This window comes from Rathayibacter sp. AY1D2, assembly GCF_002932695.1.
Taxonomy (GTDB): Bacteria; Actinomycetota; Actinomycetes; order Actinomycetales; family Microbacteriaceae; genus Rathayibacter.
In genome coordinates, this window is sequence record NZ_PSVX01000004.1 from 1 (window position 1) to 19,193 (window position 19,193).

Here is a 19,193-nt window from a genome sequence, read left to right on the forward strand (position 1 = left end):
CCCGGAGGCGCACCGTGAGCGGCGCGCCCCCGGGGGCGCGCCGCTCACGGTGCGCCTCCGGGCCCCACGCCGCCCCTGACGATGGAGTCACGATGACGACCGCATCGACGCCCGTCGACGCCGAGCTCCCCCGATCCGCGGGGCTCCGGCGCCGCCACACGGCCGGGCTGCTGATCCTCCTCGCCGCGGTGGCTCCGCTGCCCTTCACCGCCGCCTCCCCGGCCGTCGCCCTCGGCGAGCCGACCTCCACCGACCCGATCGCGCCGGACACCGCCGACCCCGCGATCGAGTTCCACGACGGCGACTGCTCCATGGTCGCGACAGCCCGGGCAACCCCGTCGTGATGCGGAAGGCGCCCACCCTCGCGGCACTCGGCACCACCGCCCCGACCACCGGGTACACCGACACGGACCCCGGCGGCTGATCCCTCGTGCCGGTCGAGCAGCTGCCCCTCCCTGCCGGTCGAGCAGCCGCCCGGCGGCGTATCGAGCCCTTCGTGCTCCGCACACAGGCTCCGACACGCCCCTGACGGCGCTGCTCGACCCAGCAGGGCTCGGCACCCCGAGATCCTCTCCCCCTCCCTGAACCGCACCACTCCACTGAAGGAGCACCATGCCCCCCACCACCACACCCGCGCGGCGAGCGCCGCTGCGCGCCGCGCTCGCCGCGCTCGGCCTCGGAGCAGTGCTGCTCTCGGGCCTCGTCGCCCCGGCTCCGGCAGCGCAGGCGGCCGATGCCGTGATCCCGCAGCAGGGCCTCCTCGCCGACTACCGGTTCACGCAGACCACCGGCAGCACGGTCCCGAACACCGTGAGCGGAGGCGTGGGAGCCGCCACCGTCCGCAACGCGACCGACGCGCTCTGGACCGGCACGTCGCTCCGCCTCACCGGCGGCCCCAAGAGCAGCACCACCGCCCCCTGGGTGCAGCTGCCCGCGAACCTGCTGACCGGTCGCTCGTCGGCCACCGTCACGATCGAGACCCGCGCCGACGCGTCGATGCTCTCGAACTTCCACTTCCTGTGGAACATCGGCAGCGACAGCACGAACCAGTACTGGTTCGCGTCCGTCCGCGACCGGGTGCGCACCGCGATCACGACCAGCGGAGGGAACGGCGAGAACAACGCCCGCAGCGCCTCCGCCCTGACCGCCGACCGCTGGTACAGCCTCACCTCGGTGATCGACGGCAGCGCCGGCACGATCTCGTTCTTCGTCGACGGCGTCCAGGTCGCCTCGGCGCCCACCGCTCTGCGCCCCTCGTCGGTGGCGGACCAGTCGCTGAACACGATCGGCCGAGCACCGTACCCCGACCCGTTCTACACGGGCGAGGTCTCGGCGTTCCGCGTCTACGACCGCGCGCTCACCGGGGCGGAGGTGGTGGCCGTGTCGAGCGTCGACGCGAAGCCTCACGCCTCCACGTTCTCCCCGATCGCCGCCGCCGTGCTGGCCGGGGTCGCCCCGCTCACCGTCGACGACTCGACCACGAACCTGCCCGACTACGGGGGAGCGGTGACCTGGTCCTCCAGCGACCCGACCCTGCGCGTCTCGGCCGACGGCCGCACCCTCAGCGCCGACCGCCCCGCCGTGGGCCAGGCCGCGCGCGCCTCGACGCTCACCGCGACGGCGTCGATCCGCGGAATCGTGCAGACCCGCTCGATCGCCGTGACGGTCGAGCCGCAGGTCGGCGTCGACACCCCCTACGGCTACATGATGGTCCACTTCGTCGAGGACTCCCAGGGCTACGCCGAGAAGATCTACCTCGACGTCTCCCGCGGCGACGACCCGGAGAAGTGGGACCCGCTCAACGGCGCGAAGCCGATCCTGGCCTCCGACCTCGGCACCACCGGTGTCCGCGACCCGTACCTGACCTACAACCCCGACACGAAGAAGTACTACATCATCGCCACGGACCTCCGCGTCTTCGGCGGCGACCGGGGCCCCAGCACCTGCGACACCTGGTGCTACTGGACCACCAAGGGCAGCACGAAGATGAACGTCTGGGAGTCGAGCGACCTCGTGTCGTGGAGCGACGTCCGGCAGTTCGACGTGGCGCTCGACGCCGCGGGGACGAAGAAGCTCGAGGCCGGCATGATGTGGGCTCCCGAGGCCACGTGGGTGCCGGACTACGCGGGACCCGGCAAGGGCGCGTTCGTCGTCTACTGGTCCTCGACGGTCTACCCGACCGCGGCGCACACGCCGGGCACCGGATCCTCCCGCGTGCTCTGGGGAGCGACCACGGACTTCACGCAGGCCACCTACTCCTACGGCGGCACCTTCATCGACACCGGGGCCGACACGATCGACACCACGCTGATCCAGGACTCCGGCACGACCTACCGGATCTCGAAGGACAACGGCACCGGCAAGGGCATCTACATGGAGTCGACCACCTCGGCGACCTGGTGGCTGCCGACGACCTCGTGGACGCAGATCCAGTCGCGCATCGGCGCGGTGTGGTCCGGCGGCAACCCCGGTGGGGTCGAGGGCCCCGCGGTGTTCAAGGACCACGGCGAGGACACCTGGTACCTGTACGTCGACGTGATCCCCGCGACCGGCTACAAGCCGATGGTGACGAACGACCTCGACACGGGCTGGACCCAGCTCACCGACCCGGGCTTCTCGCTCGCCTCGTCGACCAAGCACGGCGGCATCGTCTCGCTGACCGCGGGGCAGTACGCCGAGGTCCGCTCGGCCGACGCCGCCTCCGCGGTCCGCTCGGACCTCGGCGAGGTGACGGTCGCCTCCGGCACCGACGCCGCGGCGGCTCTGCCCGCCCGCGCCGACGTCGTGCTCGCCTACAACCGGGGCACCGCCTCGCAGCCGGTCACCTGGAACACCTCCGCGGTGGCGACGGCGCCCGGCCGCTACTCCGTCACCGGAGTCGTCCGCACGATCGGTGCGAACGACAACCAGTGGGTGGGCGCGAACGGATCGACGGCCTACAACGCCGCCGACCGTCGGCTCTCGAGCTCCACGGCCGTCACGGTCACCGCGACCGTGGTGGTGACGGCACCGACCTCGACGCTCACCGCGTCCACCCGCTGCGTCGCGGGCAAGGTCGTCCTCACCGGAGTGGTGAAGAACACGGGCACGACGCCCCTCTCGGTCGTCATCCGCTCGCCGTTCGGCGCCTCGCAGACGCTGACCGCCGCCCCCGGCGCCAGCGCCTCGGCCGCCTTCACCACCCGTCAGGCCTCGGTCCCGGCCGCCTCGCTCACCGCGGGCGCCCTGACCGCGGCCTACCCGGCGCGCACCTGCTGACGCACGCGCGCCGCTGACGCCGAGACGGCCCGCCCCCGCCGAGACACCGCCCCACTGCGGTGCCTCGGCCGGGAGCGGGCCGTCTCGGCGTCGAGCGCCTCGGAGCTCCGCGGCGGCCGCCCCACATCCCGGCACGGCAGGCTGTACGGATGAGCGCGCCTGGAACCACCGACCCCCTCGACCACGTCCGCGTGCGCGGCGCCCGCGAGAACAACCTCCGGAGCATCGACGTCGACGTGCCGCGCGACGCCCTCGTCGCCTTCACGGGGGTCTCCGGATCGGGCAAGAGCTCGCTCGCCTTCGGCACGCTCTACGCGGAGGCGCAGCGCCGCTACTTCGAGTCGGTCGCCCCCTACGCGCGGCGGCTGATCGACCAGGTCGGCGTGCCGGACGTCGACTCGATCGAGGGCCTGCCGCCGGCCGTCGCCCTCCCGCAGCGGCGCTCCGGAGGCTCGGCCCGCTCCACGGTCGGCAGTGCGACGACGCTCTCGAGCGTGGTGCGGATGGTGTTCTCGCGCATCGGCGCCTACCCCGAGGGCGCGCCGATGCTGCTCGCAGAGGACTTCTCGGCCAACACCGTGCAGGGCGCGTGCCCCAGCTGCCACGGCATCGGCCGGGTCTACGACGTCCCCGACGAGCTGATGGTGCCGGACGACTCCCTCTCGATCCGCGACGGGGCGCTCGCCGCCTGGCCGACCGCCTGGCACGGCAAGCAACTGCGCGACAGCCTGATCTCGCTCGGACACGACATCGACGCTCCGTGGCGCGACCTGCCCGCGGAGGACCGCGACTGGATCCTGCACACTCCCGACTCCCCGCAGGTTCCCGTGTGGACCGACCGCTCTCCCGCGGAGGTGCGCGCGGCCGTGGCCGCCGGTGACGAGCCGCGCTACATGAGCACGTTCCTCGGGGTGCGCCGCTACGTGCTCGACACCTTCGCCGGCTCGAAGAGCGCCCGGATGCGCGAGCGCGCGGCCTCGTTCGTCGTCAGCGTCGCCTGCCCGGTGTGCGGCGGCCGGAGGCTGAAGCCCGACGCGCTCGCCGTCACCTTCGAGGGGCTCGACATCACCGAGCTGTCAGCGCTCCCGCTCGAGGAGCTGGTCGTCGTCGCGCGGCGCGTGCTGGAGCCCGGCTGGACCCCGGCCGACGGCGCTCCGCAGACCCGCCTGGCCGCGCAGCGGCTGGTCGAGGACCTCGTCGCCCGCCTCGCGCCGATCGTCGACCTGGGCCTCGGCCACCTCTCGCTCGACCGCTCCACGCCGACGCTCTCCTCGGGGGAGCTCCAGCGGATGCGCCTCGCGACGCAGGTGCTCTCGCGCCTCTTCGGCGTCGTCTTCGTGCTCGACGAGCCGTCCACGGGCCTGCACCCCGCCGACACGGAGGCGCTGCTCGGCATCCTGCGGACCCTGCGGGCGACCGGCAACACCGTCTTCTTCGTCGAGCACTCCCTCGACGTCATCCGCGAGGCCGACTGGATCGTCGACATCGGCCCGGGCGCGGGGTCGGGGGGCGGCACCGTCGTCTACTCCGGCCCGCTCGACGGCCTGCCGGGCGCCCGCGGCTCCGTCACCCGCCGCTACCTCTTCCCCGAGGGCGACCCGGCGCCGCTGCGCTCCCGCCGCACCGCGGAGCAGTGGATCGAGCTCGCCGGAGTCTCGCGGCACACCCTCGACGACCTCTCCGTCGCGTTCCCGGTCGGGGTGCTCACCGCGGTCACCGGTGTCTCCGGATCGGGCAAGTCGACGCTCGTGAACCAGGCGCTGCCCGATCTGCTGCGCGCCTCGCTCCGCGCCGACGTCGCCGAGGACGCGCCGGCGGAGGAGGGCGGGGAGGCGGACCCGCTGCTCGACGCGGCGGCGGCGGCGACCCGCGGCACCGCCTCCGGGCCCGCGGACCGCCTGCGCCGGGTGGTGCAGGTGACCCAGACCCCGATCGGCCGGACCTCGCGCTCGAACGTCGCGACCTACACGGGTCTGTTCGACCGGGTGCGGACGCTCTTCGCGGCCACCCCGGAGGCGAAGCGCCGCCGCTTCTCGGCGAGCCGCTTCTCCTTCAACCTGCCCAGCGGGCGCTGCCCCGTCTGCAAGGGCGAGGGCTCCGTGGAGGTGGAGCTGCTGTTCCTCCCGACCGTCGAGGCGCCCTGCACGGCGTGCGGCGGCACCCGGTACAACGACGAGACCCTCGAGGTCACCCTCGGCGGCCGGACGATCGCCGACGTCCTCGCGCTGAGCGTCGCCGACGCGCGCGAGGCCTTCGCCGAGGACCGCGAGGTCGCCCGCCACCTCGACGCTCTGGTGGACGTGGGGCTCGGCTACGTCTCGCTCGGCCAGCCGGCGCCCGAGCTGTCCGGGGGAGAGGCGCAGCGGGTGAAGCTCGCCTCGGAGCTGCGTCGCGCCCAGCGCGGGGACACGCTCTACCTGCTCGACGAGCCGACGTCGGGCCTGCACCCCGCCGACGCCGACCGCCTGCTCGAGCACCTGCAGCACCTCGTCGACGCGGGCAACACGGTGATCGTCGTCGAGCACGACATGCGCGTCGTCGCCGACGCGGACTGGGTCGTGGACCTCGGCCCGGGGGCGGGCCGGGCCGGCGGCTCGGTGGTCGCGACGGGCACTCCGGAGGAGGTCGCCGAGGCCGCGGGCAGCCGCACCGCTCCGTACCTCCGGGCGGCTCTGGACCGGCGCCGCTGAGCGCTCGAGGACCCTGTCAGTCCTCTCACCGAAACCTCACCGAAAACTATTGTTAACGGTAACATTCGAGGCGGCCCGCCCCCCTGGGCCGGATTTCTCAACGACGAGAGGCCTCACGAATGAGACGACGACTCCCCCTGGCCACCGTGGCGGTGATGGCGCTGACGGCGGGTCTCCTGTCGGTCGGCCCCACGGCCCAGGCCGCCCCCACCACCTCGCTCGACGCCGCGAAGGTGCTCGAGCTCCCGTTCGACGGGTCGCTCGCCGACACCAGCGGTCGTGGTACCGCCCTCGGGATGCAGAAGGGCACCGCCTCCTACGGCACCGGCCTGAACGGCCGGGCGTTCGAGTTCACCGGATCGAACGCGATCTCGCTCGGCACTGCGGCGGCGCTGCAGCCCGCCGACCTCACCGTCTCGTTCTGGTACAAGCCGACCAGCGCGATGACCGGTGAGCAGGTCTTCACCTGGAACAAGACCACCTACAACTCCGACGGCTGGTACCTCACCTCCGAGGGCGACGGCACTCCGCTCGCCCTCTCGATCGGCCCGTCCGGCGGTCAGCCGTACAAGGTCGCCGTCGAGACCGCCCGCTCCGGCTTCTTCCCCGCGGGGGAGTGGACGCACGTGGTCGCCACGTACGACAAGAGCACCAAGGCCGTCGCCTTCTACCGCAACGGGGTGAAGCAGACCGCCGTCGTCAAGACCGCGCCGTCCTCCTCCGCATCCGGCGTCCTCGGCTCCGAGAGCACCTCGACGAAGACCCTCGGCTTCAACGGCCCCCAGTACAACGGCGCGCACCTGCGCGGCCTGCTCGACGACTACGCGCTCTACAACGGCGTCGCGACCACCACCGACGTCGTCGCCCTGACGAAGGCCGGCAACCCCTCCTTCGACCCCGCGAGCATCGCCCGGGCCGACCTCGAGCTGGTCGCCCCGCCCGCGAGCACCAGCACCGGCTTCACCCTGCCCACCGTCGGCGCGAAGGGGTCCGCCCTCAGCTGGACCTCCTCCGACCCGGCGACCGTCGCGATCAGCGGAGGCACGGCCGCGGTCACGCCGCCCACCGGCTCCGCGACGCAGGTCGTCCTCACCGGCTCCGCCACCTACGGGGGCAGCACCGCGGTCACGAAGACCTACACTCTCCAGGTGCAGCCCCGGGGAGTGAAGACGTCGAACTACCTTCTGGAGGCCGGCCTGTCCGACGTCTCCGTGCAGGACCCCTACCTCGAGAACGGGGAGCAGCAGACCGTCGAGTACCTGCTGAGCCTCGACCCCGAGATGTTCCTCTACTCCTTCTACCGCGAGGCCGGGCTCACGCCGACCACCAGCGGCGGATACGGGGGTTGGGAGCGCGAGAACGGCACCCGGTTCCAGGGCCACTTCTTCGGCCACTACCTCTCGGCGCTCTCGCAGGCCTACGCGACCGAGGAAGACGCGGCCACCAAGGCGGCACTGCTCGCGAAGCTCACCGCTTCCGTCGACGGTCTGAAGAAGGTCCAGGACGCCTACGCGCTGAAGGACCCCGCGAACGCCGGCTACGTCTCGCCGTTCCCGACCCGCTACCTCCCCTCGGGCGGCGACGGCCTGCTCGTCCCCTTCTACAACCTGCACAAGGTGCTCGCAGGCCTCCTCGACGCCCACGACCAGGCGCCCGACGCCGTCTCGCAGAAGGCGCTCACCGTCGCCGGCGGCTTCGGCAGCTGGATCACCGCCTGGGCGGGCCGCCAGGCCAACCCCGGGCAGCTCCTGAACACGGAGTACGGCGGAATGAACGAGGCGCTCTACCGCCTGTACGAGACCACGCACGACCCGGCGCACAAGCGCGCGGCCGAGTACTTCGACGAGACCGCGCTGTTCCAGAAGCTCGCGAACAACGAGGACGTCCTCAACGGGCTGCACGCGAACACGACCGTCCCGAAGCTGATCGGCGCGCTGAAGCGCTACCGCGTCTTCACCGACGACCCGGCGCTCTACGCCACGCTCACCGCCGCGGAGAAGTCGGATCTCGACATGTACCGCCGTGCCGCCGAGAACTTCTGGCGCATGGTCGACGAGACCCACACCTACGCCAACGGCGGCAACAGCCAGTCCGAGCACTTCCACGCACCCGGCACCCTGTACGAGTACGCCACGAACGGCCAGACCACCGGCTACGGCGAGAACTCGACCTCCGAGGGCTGCAACATCTACAACATGCTCAAGCTCACCCGGGCGCTGTTCCAGGTGACCGAGGACGTGAAGTACGCCGACTTCTACGAGGAGACGTTCATCAACGGCGTCCTCTCGGTGCAGAACCCGGACACCGGCATGGTGACCTACTTCCAGCCGCAGACCGCGGGCTACGCCAAGGTCTTCGGGCACGAGCTCGACGAGTTCTGGTGCGACCACGGCTCGGGTATCGAGAGCTTCACCAAGCTCGGCGACTCGATCTACTTCGAGAAGCCGAAGACCGTCTTCGTGAACCAGTTCCGCTCCTCGGTCCTCCGCTCCTCCGCGAACAACCTCCGGCTGACCCAGACGGCGGACATCCCGAGCACGGACACGGCGACCCTGAGGGTCGAAGCGCTGGCCGGAGGAGCCGTGGCCGCGGACACGACCCTCAAGCTGCGCGTGCCGTCCTGGATCGACGGAGCGCCGACGCTCACCGTGAACGGTGCCGTCCGTGCCGTCACGGCCCAGGCCGGATACGTCTCGGTCGCCGTCGCCGCCGGTGACGTGCTGACCTGGAAGCTGCCCGCCGCGGTCAGCGCGGTCGCGGACACGGAGAACCCCGACTGGACCGCGTTCCGCTACGGACCGGTGCTGCTGGCGACCGAGCTCAACCGCTCGAACGTCGAGGCGTCCTATGTCGCCGGCGTCCTGGTGCGCATGGGCACGGCCGACAAGTCCGTGAACTCGAACGTCGTCGTCGCGGACTCCGCGGCCTGGAAGTCCGCGGTCCGCGGCAACCTGGTCCGCCTGCCCGACGGCGCGGACGGCAACGGCCGCACGACGATGCGCTTCGGCATGAAGAACGTCGACGCCGCGTCCGCCGCCCGGGTGTTCACTCCGTACTACAGCCTCTACAACGCCCGCTACGCGACCTACATGACCCTGATCGAGCCCGACTCGGCCGCGGCCCAGGAGCTGATCCGGACGCAGAAGGAGCAGCTGCGCGTCGACGAGACGACGATCGACTCCCTCACCTCCTTCGACAACAACAACAGCGAGGCCGACAAGAACTACAAGACCGCGCGGTCCTCGGTGGGGACCTGGCGCGGCGAGGGGTACCGCGACGGCGAGCGCTCGGCGGAGGCGTACTTCCAGTACGACATGATCGTCGACCCGGCTCTGCCGGCGAACTACCTCGGGGTCCGCTACTACGGCGGCGACGCGGGACGCACCTTCGACGTCTACCTCAACGACGTGAAGCTCAAGACCGAGGTGGTCTCGGGAGCGGCCGGAGCGACGAGCTGGTACGTCCAGTACGACCGGATCCCGGCGTCGATCCTCAGCGGTCTCGCCGCGAAGGACAGCTACAAGCGCGACCAGAGCGGGAAGTACGTGCTCGACGCGAAGGGGCAGAAGATCCCCGTCGTCACGGTGCGCTTCCAGGGCACCGGATCCAGCTACGTCGGCGGTGTCTTCGGGGTCTACACGACCGAGTCGACCACCTACGCTGCGGACCCGGAGCTGACGAAGCTCTCCTCCGACGTCGGGACGCTCTCGCCGGCTCTCGCCGCCGGGGTCAGGGACCACACGCTCACGGTGCCGGCCGGCACGACGAGCGTCTCGCTCGACCTGGACCCGGCCGTGCCCAGCGGCCTGGTGAAGGTCGACGGCGTGCTGATCGACGACACCGTCCGCCGCACCGTGCCGCTCGCGGCCTCGGGGACGACGAGCGTGGTCGTCGAGTCGTCGGCGCAGGACCACACGACGACAGCGACCTACCGCCTCTCCATCGTCCGCGCCTCCGCGGCGACGGTACCGACGACCGTGGCGGCCACCAGCCGCTGCGTGGCGGGCAAGGTCGTGGTGACGGTCACCGCTCGGAACGATGCGAAGGTCCCGGCGGGGATCACCCTCGGCTCCGCCTGGGGCTCGAAGGCGTTCACCGGGATCGCTCCCGGGTCGAGCGCCTCGCACGCCTTCACCACCCGCGCCGCCTCGGTGGCCGCGGGCTCGGCGACGGTGACCGCGACGGCGACCGTGGACGGAGCATCGGTGACCACCACGAAGCAGGCCGCGTACTCCGCTCTCACCTGCAAGTGACGTGACGACGACGGCCGCCGGGGATCGCCCCCGGCGGCCGTCGTCGTCAGTCGGAGGTGCGGTAGAGGCCCTGGAGCAGCCCGATGACGTCGCCCAGGAGGGGCGGCGGGTCGCTCCGGATCCACGCGGCGTGCACGGGGACCGGCGGGGCGTCGCGGACGACCCGGTAGGCGAGGCCCTGCCGTCGGTACTGGCTCACCGTCGATTCCGCGGTCACTCCGCGGGCGGAGCCGCTGCTGATCACCGTGAGCCAGTCGTCGACGTCGGTCGTCGGGACGGTGATCCGCGGCCGGTCGTGCTCGGGCCAGAGGTCGAGCCGGGTGCTCCCGGTCCGGTCGTCGAGCGCGAGCGGAGCGGTCGCCACCTGGGCGAGCGTGACCGTGCGCTTCGCGGCGAGCGGGTCGTCGACGGACAGGGCGCAGTAGCGCTTCTCGGTGCCGATCAGAGCCGACTCGACGTCCGCAGCCGGAGATCCGCGCCGGAGGATCGCGAGGTCGCTGAGGCCCTCCGCGAGCCCCGCGGTGGGGGTGTTGGAGCGGATCAGCCGCAGCTCGTGGCGGGGGAGCGCCGCGGCCCAGCGGCGCTGGAACTCCTGGGTGTGCTCGCCGAGAGCCGACCAGGCGTAGCCGATCCGGATCGTGTCCGTTCCGGCCGCCGCCTCCTCGCGCAGATCGTCGACGACGGCCAGGACGCGGCGGGCGTGCCGAAGCACCCGCTCGCCCGCCGGCGCGAGCTCGACGCTGCGGGTCGTCCGGTGGAGGAGCCTTCGTCCGAGGACGGACTCGAGCGCCGCGACGTTGCGGGAGACCGCCGTCTGGGAGATGCCGAGGTCGATCCCCGCGTCGGTGAAGGTCCCGGCGTCCACGACGCCGACGAACGACCGGAGGTGGCGCAGTTCCAGATCCATGACCGCATCCTATTCATGCGGTTCCCGCATCGATCGGACCGGTGATGCATTGTGAGCCGGGGCCGGACGGCTCGCAGACTTCCGGCATGACGAAGCAGCTCCCCGGCGACGGACGGACCGTCGGCGTCGCGACCGCCCTCGCGAGCGCCCTCTCGAATCAGCTCGGGGCGGCCTCCGGGACTCTGGCCTTCCCGGTCCTGGGATCCGTCGGAGTGGTCGCCGTCCGGCAGATCGTCGCCGCGCTGATCCTCCTCCCGGTCGTGCGGCCGCGGATCCGCGACCTGACCCGCGCGCAGTGGTGGCCCGTCCTGCTCCTCGCCGTGGTGTTCGGAGCGATGAACCTCACGCTCTACGCGGCCATCGACCGCATCGGGCTAGGGCTGGCGGTGACCCTGGAGTTCTGCGGGCCGCTGGCGGTCGCGCTCCTCGGCTCCCGGAGCAGGACCAGCGCGCTCTGCGCCCTCGTCGCCGGAGCGGGCGTCCTCGCGATCGCCGGGCCGAGGCCCTCGTCCGACCAGCTGGGGATCGCGCTCGGTCTCGCGGCCGCGTGCTGCTGGGCCGCGTACATCCTGCTCAACCGGATCATCGGACTCCGGCTGCCCGGAGCGCAGGGGACCGCCACGGCGACCGGGATCTCCGCCGCCGTCTTCCTGCCCGTCGCCGTCTGGACGCTCGTCTCGACGCGCCCCGACGCGGGCACCGTGCTCCTGGCGGTCGGCGCCGGCGTCCTGGCGACGGCCGTCCCGTTCGTGGCCGACGTGATCGCGCTCCGGAGGCTCCCGGCGAGCGTGTTCGGGACGCTGATGAGCGTCAATCCCGTCCTGGCCGCCCTCATCGGCGCGGTCGTGCTCGGGCAGGACGTCGGCGCGGCCGGATGGATAGGGATCGCCCTCATCGTCATCGCGAACGCGGCGGTCCTCCGGCGGGGGCGTCGCGCGCGGTGAGGCCCGGCGGCGGGCCGAGCGAGAGGTGATCCCGTCGAGATGCCGCCGCTGTGCGTTACCTGTTCGTTATGAAAAAGGCGTTTACACGACCAAACCAGGGACACCCTGGGAAACGGCAGGTCGCGGGAGAAAACTCTCCTCCATGAATGAGACAGCGGCACCCGTGCGCGAGCATCGAGCTCTCTACTTCCTGCTCGCCGCCCTCGCGGGCATCGTCACGGGCGGAGTCCTTCTCGCCGTCGCCGAGCTCATCGCCCTCGCGGTCGCCCGCACCGCGAGCCCCGTGCTCGCGCTCGGCGCCTTCATCGTCGACATCGTCCCGCGCCCGCTCAAGGAGTTCGCGATCGAGACGTTCGGCGAGAACGACAAGACCTTCCTGCTCGGCAGCGTGGGCGCCGCGGTCGTCGTCGCCGCCGCGATCGCCGGAGTGCTCCAGCTGGTCCGCCCGCCGCTCGGCCAGGTGCTGCTCGTGATCGCCGGCGGCCTCTCGATCGCCGCCATCGTGACCCGCACCGGAGCGTCGCCGCTCGCTGCGGTGCCCACGCTGGTCGGACTCGTCGTCGCCGTCGTCGTCATGCACCTCCTCTTCACGCGCCTGCGCGGCTGGCGTGCGGCCCGGGCCTCGGAGGCCAGGGGAACATCCTCCGAGGCCCGTCCGGGCGCCCTCGAGCGCCGCGGCTTCTTCCGCATCGCGCTGATCTCCGCCGTCGGCGCGGCCGTCGTCGGCACCGGCGCCCGCCTGGTCAACGCGGCGACCTCCTCCCTCGCCGGCGTCCGCGACGCCCTGCGCCTGCCGTCCCCGCGCAGCACCGTCTCGGTCCCCGCGGGCGCCGAGCTCGACATCGAGGGCATCACGCCGCTCTACACGCCGAACGCCGACTTCTACCGCGTCGACACCGCCCTCACCGTGCCCAACCTGGACCCGTCGGCCTGGTCGCTGAAGATCACCGGCATGGTCGACCGCGAGGTGACGCTGAACCTCCAGCAGATCTTCGACATGGGCCTCGACGAGTACGGCATCACCCTCACCTGCGTCTCGAACCAGGTCGGCGGCAACCTCGTCGGCAACGCCAAGTGGCTCGGCGTACCCCTGCGCGACGTGCTGAAGATGGCCGGCGTGCAGAGCGGAGCCGACATGCTCCTCTCGACCAGCAGCGACGGCTACACGGCGTCCACCCCGATCACCGCGGTCACGGACGAGAACCTCGACGCGATCCTCGCCGTCGGCATGAACGGCGAGCCCCTGCCGTTCGAGCACGGCTTCCCGGTGCGGATGATCGTGCCCGGCCTCTACGGCTACGTCTCGGCCACCAAGTGGCTCACCGAGCTCAAGGTCACCACCTTCGAGGCCGACCAGGCCTACTGGACCCCGCGCGGCTACTCCGCCGAGGCCCCCATCAAGATGTCCTCGCGGATCGACACCCCGCGGATCGGCGTCCCCGTCACCTCGGGCGCTCTCAAGATCGCGGGCGTCGCCTGGGCGCAGAGCATCGGCATCGAGAAGGTCGAGGTGAGCATCGACAACGGCGACTGGCAGGAGGCGACGCTCTCGACCCCGGTCAACCTCGACACCTGGGTGCAGTGGTTCGTCGACTGGGACGCCCAGCCCGGCTCGCACTACGTCGCGGTCCGCGCGGTCGACAAGAACGGCATGGTCCAGATCGAGGACCGCGCACCGGTCGCGCCCGACGGCTCCTCCGGCTGGCAGCGCACGCTCATCAACGTCACCTGACGCCCCGTGGAGGCGCCGATCCCCGGGGGTCGGCGCCTCCGGCGCGTCCGGCGTCCGTCGCGACGACGCCCCCGCAGTGCGGACGGCCCTGACGCGACGTCGCCTCCGCGGCAGGCACCGCGGCACGTCCCGGCCCGGCGCGCAAGCCTCCGCGGCGGCGCGGCCCGCGAAAAGGCGCCGCTCTAGCCTTCGAGGATGCGCTCCCGGCTCCTCCACCTCCGCGAATCCTTCTGGTTCCTCCCCGCCCTGTTCGGCGTCCTCGCCGTCGGGCTGGCGCTGGGGCTGGTCGAGGTCGACCACCTGCTGGTCCGCGCCGGCGTCAGCGACATCCCCCTGATCGAGGACCTGTCGCCGACCGGCGGCCGGGCGATCCTCTCGGCGATCGGCGGGACGATGCTCGGCGTCGCCGCGACCTCGTTCTCGATCACGATCTCGGTGCTGGCGACCACGTCCTCCGCCTACGGGCCCCGGCTGGTCCGCAACTTCATGGCCGACCGCGGCAACCAGATCGTCCTGGCGGTGCTCACCTCCACGTTCCTGTACTCCCTGATCGTGCTGCGCGCGGTGCACACGGAGGAGGACGCGTCGCTGACGTTCGTGCCGGTGGTGGCCGTCTCGTTCTCGGTGCTGCTCGCGGTGGGCGACGTCGCGGTGCTCGTCTACTTCATCCACCACATCGCTCTGTCGGTGCAGGTGACGACGCTGCAGCAGCGGGTGCTCGGCGAGCTCGTCGACGTCATCGAGCGGCTGCACCCGGAGGACGGGGAGGAGCCGACGGATGCGGAGGGGGCACTGCTCGCGGAGGAGGCCCTGCCGCCGGCGGGGCGCGAGCCGGTCGTGCTGCGTGCGGTGCGCGGGGGCTACGTCGAGCAGCTCGAGGTCGAGCGGCTGGTCGCCCTGGCCCGCCGCGGCGACGCGCGGCTCCGGGTGCTCGCGCTGCCCGGCGACCACGTCCTCGTCGGCGACCCGGTGCTCGAGGTCCTGGAGGGGTCCGTCGCCCAGGAGGAGGCGGTCGCCGCGGTCGTCGTCGCCGACGCCCGCACCCCGCACCAGGACCTCCGCTACGCCGTCCAGCAGGTGGTCGAGATCGGAGTCCGCGGGCTCGCGACCGGCACCAACGACCCGTACACCGCGGTCGGCGCCGTCGAGGCCCTGACCAGCGCGCTCGTCGACCTCTGCGGCCGGCCGGAGGCGCGCGGCCGCTACTCCGACGCCGACGGAGTCGTCCGCCTAGTCGTCCCGTGGCCTCGAGCGGGCGAGCTTCTGGCCGACGTGTTCCTCGCCCTGCGCTCGTACGCGATGGAGCAGCCGCTCGTCGTCCGCGCCGGCGTGCGCCTCGCCGAGCGGCTCGCGGTCGTCGCCCGCGGCGGGACCCGCGTCGAGCTGCACCGCCAGGTCCAGGCGTTCGCCGCCGCGCACGCCGCCGCCGACGGCGACGCCCTCGAGGCGCCGGCCCTGCGCGCGTCGCTCGCCGCGCTCGAGGCGCGTCTCGCGGCCTGAAGCCGGCCTGCCGGATGCTCCGGGAAGCCGCACCGCCCATGGAGTGCTCGAATCGATTCGAGTAGGCTCGGCGCATGACAGAGAACACCACTGAGCTGCGCGTGGGGGTCGTCGGCCTCGGCTTCGCCGGCACCACCCACCTCGACGCCTTCCAGTCCCTGCCCGGCGCCCGCGTCGTCGCGCTCGCCGGCCAGGAGGAGGCGCGCCTGCACGAACTCGGCGCGACCCGCGGCGTCCCCGACCTCTACGCCGACTGGGAGGAGCTCGTCGCCCGCGACGACCTCGACGTCGTCTCCATCGGCGTCCCGAACCACCTGCACCACCCGATCGCCGTGGCCGCGCTCGCGAGCGGCAAGCACGTCTTCTGCGAGAAGCCGCTCGCCACCACCGCCGAGCTGGCGGCCGAGATGGTCGAGGCCGCCCGCACGAACGACCGGGTGCTCGAGATCGCCTACAACCACCGCCGCCGCGCCGACGTCGCCTTCCTCCGCGACTACCTCGACGACGCGCCGCTGGGCGACGTCTACCACGCCCGCGCGAGCTGGCAGCGGCGCACCGGCATCCCCGGCATCGGCTCCTGGTTCACCAGCAAGGAGCTCGCCGGCGGCGGCCCGCTGATCGACCTCGGCTCCCACGTGCTCGACATCGCGCTGCACCTGCTCGACGAGCCGCGCGTGACCAGCGTCTCGGCGGTCGCGTACGGCGAGATCGGCCGCTCCGGCCGCGGAGGGCGCCCGCACGGCGTCGCCGCCACCGGCACGCACGCGTTCGAGGTGGAGGACTTCTCGAGCGCCCTGCTGCGCCTCGACAACGGCCGCTCGCTCCAGCTCGACGCCTCCTGGGCCAGCTACTCGAAGGTCGACGAGGACATCGAGGTCGAGCTGCTCGGCTCGGCCGGGGGCGCGCGCCTCCACATCGCCGACTACGCCACGGAGGGGACTCTGACGCTCTACTCCGAGGTCGCCGGAGCGCCGACCGTCTCGCACCCCGACGTGAAGGTCCCCGCCGGGCACCACCGCTCGGTCATCGCCGAGTTCCTGGAGGCGATCGCCTCGGGAGCCGACGCGCCCGCGGGCGGCCCCCGCTACTCCGGCCACTACGGCGAGTACGCGCTGCACCGCAGCCGGGTGGTCGACGCGATCTACCGCTCCGCCGCCGAGAAGCAGGAGGTGACGGTCGCATGAGCGCCCCGATCGAGGTCCTCGTCTGGAACGAGTTCCGCCACGAGACCCGCGGCGACGAGACCGTGCTGCGCCACTACCCGGACGGCATCCACCGCGTCATCGCGGACGGACTCGCGGAGTCGCTCGGCGACGCCGTCTCGGTGCGCACCGCGACGCTCCCCGAGCCCGAGCACGGGCTCACCGAGGAGGCGCTCGCGACGACGGACGTGCTGCTGTGGTGGGGGCACATCGCGCACGAGGAGGTGTCGGACGAGGTCGTCCAGCGCGTCCTGCGGCACGTGCAGGAGGGGATGGGGATCCTGGTCCTGCACTCGGGCCACTACTCGTCGATCTTCAAGGCGCTCATGGGCACGACCTGCTCGCTGAAGTGGCGCAACGACCGCGACCGCGAGCTGGTCTGGACGATCGCGCCCACCCATCCGATCGCCGAGGGCGTGCCCAGCCCGCTGATCATCCCCGAGCAGGAGATGTACGGCGAGTACTTCGACATCCCGGTGCCGGAGGAGACGGTGTTCCTGTCGACCTTCACCGGCGGCGAGGTGTTCCGCTCCGGCGTGACCTACACCCGCGGCCTCGGGAAGGTCTTCTACTTCTCGCCCGGCGACCAGGACTACCCCGTCTACCACCACCCGGACATCCGGCGCGTGCTGGCGAACGCCGTCCGCTGGGCCCGCCCGACCCGTCCGGGCACGTCCCTCACGGCCGACCACCACCCCCGGGGCTGGTTCGAGTCCTGACGCGGTCCCCTCCCTCTCCGCGGGATGCCGCTCCGGTGCGCGACACGCCGTGCCGGGCGTACCGACGTGGCGTCTCACGGGGAGGTACTGGGGGGATGCAGCAGACGGAGGGGCGCGAGCCGGACGAGGTGCGCCGGTACGGGGAGGCGCCGGAGCAGATCGCGGACGTCTTCCGCGGGGCGCCCGGCGAGGCGCACCGGCCGGTCGTGCTCGTGCACGGCGGGTTCTGGCGGGCGCGGTGGGACCGGCGGCACGCCCGGCCGCTCGCGGCGGCGCTGGCCGACCGCGGGCACGACGTGCTCCTCCCCGAGTACCGGCGCACGGGCGACCCGGGAGGCGGCTGGCCGGGCACCGGCGACGACGTCCTGGCCGTGCTCGCGGCGCTCCCGGCGCTGCTGCCCGGCGCCGGGCCGGTCACCCTCGTCGGCCACTCCGCCGGCGGCCACCTCGCCGTCTGGTCGCAGGCCGCCCGTCCGTCGCCGCACGTCGCCGCTGTGGTGGCGCTGGCGGGCGTGCTCGACCTGGCCGCCGCCTCCGCCGACCGCCTCAGCGACGACGCCGTGGGGGAGCTCCTCGGCGGCGACCTCGCGCTGCTCCCGGGCGCCGACCCCGCGCAGTTGCCCGCGCCGCCGCAGCCGACCACGTTGATCCACGGCACGCTCGACGAGGACGTCCCTGTCGCCTACAGCCGCCGATACGCCGACCGGCACCCCGCCGTGCAGCTCCACGAGCTCGCCGACGCCGACCACATGGCGCTCGTCGATCCGACGACGCCCGCCTTCGCGATCCTCCTCGCCGCGCTCGCCTGACGCGGGATCGCACCCCCTCGCCCGTCGGCGTGCGCTGGGGACGGATCGCGACGCATCGCCCGCCGACGCGCGACGGAAACAGGCCCCCTACAGGACCGGCGGGTACAGGAAGAGCGGGACCTGCGCGGTGGGGAAGGTGCGGGTGACGTAGCTGTGCTTGCCGCCGTAGTTGTACTCCTCGAGGAGCACGGTGCCGTCGTCGTTGACCTTCTGCACGTACGAGACGTGGTTGTAGGTCCACCACGCGACGCAGCCGACGATCGGGACGCTGCTGGTCGCCCAGCCCTTCGCGGCCCAGTTGTCCGGCCACTCGTAGGCGCTGCCGCCGAGCGGGGTGATGTTCCCCCACGTGTACTTCCACGGCGCGGAGGTGCGGCCGGCGTCGCGGTTGAGGCGCCAGGCCACGAAGTCGACGCACTCGCGGTAGTAGTAGCCGAGGGGCGAGAGTCCGCCGCCGTCGTCGTCGATGGTCTCGTAGGGCCACGGGTAGTCGTCGCCGACCGCGCGGGTCTGCACGGTCGAGAACTCGCCGCCGTTGGATCCGGAGAGCACGGCCGCCTGGCGGCTGGCCTCGTCGAGCTGCGCCTGGGTCGGTGCGGCGAAGGCGTCGCGGACGGCGGTCTGGCCGGCGGCGTCGGAGGAGACGGTGAGGTTCTGGAGGCCGACCCGGTTCGCGGCGGCGCGGCCGGTCGCGGTGGCGGAGGAGCTGCGGGCGCCGTACGCGGGGATCGCGGCCGTGGCGAAGAGGCCGCCGACCACCGAGAAGGTGCCGAAGGCCAGGGCGCGGCGGCTGAGGCCACGGGCTCGGGCGGCCTCGGCGGCGCGGGGAGCGACGGGGCGGGAGGCGGACGCGCGGCGCGGAGAGGCCGGGATCGACCGGGAGGCGGGGGAGGCGACGGCGGGGACCTCGACCGACACGGTCGGAGCGGGCGCCACGGCCGATGCGGCGTCGACGATGGAGTCCGCGGAGTCGTCAGCGCCTGCGGAAGCGGCGGAGTCGTCCGATCCGCTGCCCTCGACCGCGGCACCGGCGGTCGCCGCGCCCGTCTCCGCCTCGGCCCGGGCCGCACGGCGCTCGGCCTCGCGGGCCTCGCGCCGGGTCGGGGGTGCAGTGGTCGGGGTGCCGGCACTCTCCTCAGGGGTGGGAATGCCTGGCTTCGACACGCGTGCGTTCTCCTC

At 72.7% G+C, this 19,193-nt stretch carries 12 protein-coding genes; 10 read left to right on the top strand and 2 right to left on the bottom strand.

The window, feature by feature from the left end; all coding sequences use genetic code 11:
• Nucleotides 1–92 precede the first annotated feature (92 nt).
• From C5D04_RS01605 to C5D04_RS01620, 4 genes are all read left to right on the top strand, one after another.
• On the top strand, nt 93–344 hold the full coding sequence (locus C5D04_RS01605) for a hypothetical protein (protein ID WP_104226573.1): 252 nt from the start codon (nt 93–95) through the stop codon (nt 342–344).
• A 268-nt stretch (nt 345–612) separates the two neighbouring features.
• Nucleotides 613–3,258, top strand: coding sequence for a LamG-like jellyroll fold domain-containing protein (locus tag C5D04_RS01610; RefSeq protein ID WP_104257749.1), 2,646 nt, complete (start codon nt 613–615; stop codon nt 3,256–3,258).
• A 149-nt stretch (nt 3,259–3,407) separates the two neighbouring features.
• The gene (locus C5D04_RS01615) at nt 3,408–5,948 is read left to right on the top strand and encodes an excinuclease ABC subunit UvrA (RefSeq protein WP_104234493.1); all 2,541 of its coding nucleotides are present in this window, start codon (nt 3,408–3,410) and stop codon (nt 5,946–5,948) included.
• A 119-nt stretch (nt 5,949–6,067) separates the two neighbouring features.
• Nucleotides 6,068–10,201 carry a beta-L-arabinofuranosidase domain-containing protein gene (locus C5D04_RS01620; RefSeq protein WP_104347106.1) on the top strand — a complete coding sequence of 1,378 codons (4,134 nt, stop codon included), beginning with the start codon at nt 6,068–6,070 and terminating at the stop codon, nt 10,199–10,201.
• Nucleotides 10,202–10,247: 46 nt separating this feature from the next.
• Here C5D04_RS01620 and C5D04_RS01625 read toward each other — a convergent pair whose 3' ends face one another.
• The gene (locus C5D04_RS01625; protein ID WP_104222432.1) at nt 10,248–11,108 is read right to left on the bottom strand and encodes a LysR family transcriptional regulator; all 861 of its coding nucleotides are present in this window, start codon (nt 11,106–11,108) and stop codon (nt 10,248–10,250) included.
• 86 nt (nt 11,109–11,194) lie between these two features.
• On the opposite strand from C5D04_RS01625, the gene C5D04_RS01630 reads away from it, so the two are divergent.
• From C5D04_RS01630 to C5D04_RS01655, 6 genes are all read left to right on the top strand, one after another.
• Nucleotides 11,195–12,052 (top strand): DMT family transporter, encoded by an 858-nt coding sequence (locus tag C5D04_RS01630; RefSeq protein WP_104347107.1) that lies wholly within the window; start codon nt 11,195–11,197, stop codon nt 12,050–12,052.
• Between the two features lie 142 nt (nt 12,053–12,194).
• A complete protein-coding gene (locus C5D04_RS01635; RefSeq protein WP_104347108.1) occupies nt 12,195–13,784 on the top strand; it encodes a molybdopterin-dependent oxidoreductase in 1,590 nt (529 codons plus the stop codon).
• Between the two features lie 195 nt (nt 13,785–13,979).
• Complete coding sequence (locus tag C5D04_RS01640; RefSeq protein WP_104347109.1) at nt 13,980–15,284, top strand: DUF2254 domain-containing protein; 1,305 nt, start codon at nt 13,980–13,982, stop codon at nt 15,282–15,284.
• A 74-nt stretch (nt 15,285–15,358) separates the two neighbouring features.
• Nucleotides 15,359–16,468, top strand: coding sequence for a Gfo/Idh/MocA family protein (locus C5D04_RS01645; protein ID WP_104347110.1), 1,110 nt, complete (start codon nt 15,359–15,361; stop codon nt 16,466–16,468).
• The gene (locus C5D04_RS01650; protein ID WP_104347111.1) at nt 16,465–17,205 is read left to right on the top strand and encodes a ThuA domain-containing protein; all 741 of its coding nucleotides are present in this window, start codon (nt 16,465–16,467) and stop codon (nt 17,203–17,205) included. The genes C5D04_RS01645 and C5D04_RS01650 overlap by 4 nt, the downstream gene beginning before the upstream one ends.
• A gap of 95 nt (nt 17,206–17,300) precedes the next feature.
• Entirely contained in the window at nt 17,301–18,014 is a 714-nt protein-coding gene (locus C5D04_RS01655) for an alpha/beta hydrolase (RefSeq protein WP_104347112.1), read from the top strand.
• 87 nt (nt 18,015–18,101) lie between these two features.
• Here C5D04_RS01655 and C5D04_RS01660 read toward each other — a convergent pair whose 3' ends face one another.
• Complete coding sequence (locus C5D04_RS01660) at nt 18,102–19,178, bottom strand: CHAP domain-containing protein (protein ID WP_181134688.1); 1,077 nt, start codon at nt 19,176–19,178, stop codon at nt 18,102–18,104.
• Between the last annotated feature and the right edge of the window lie 15 nt (nt 19,179–19,193).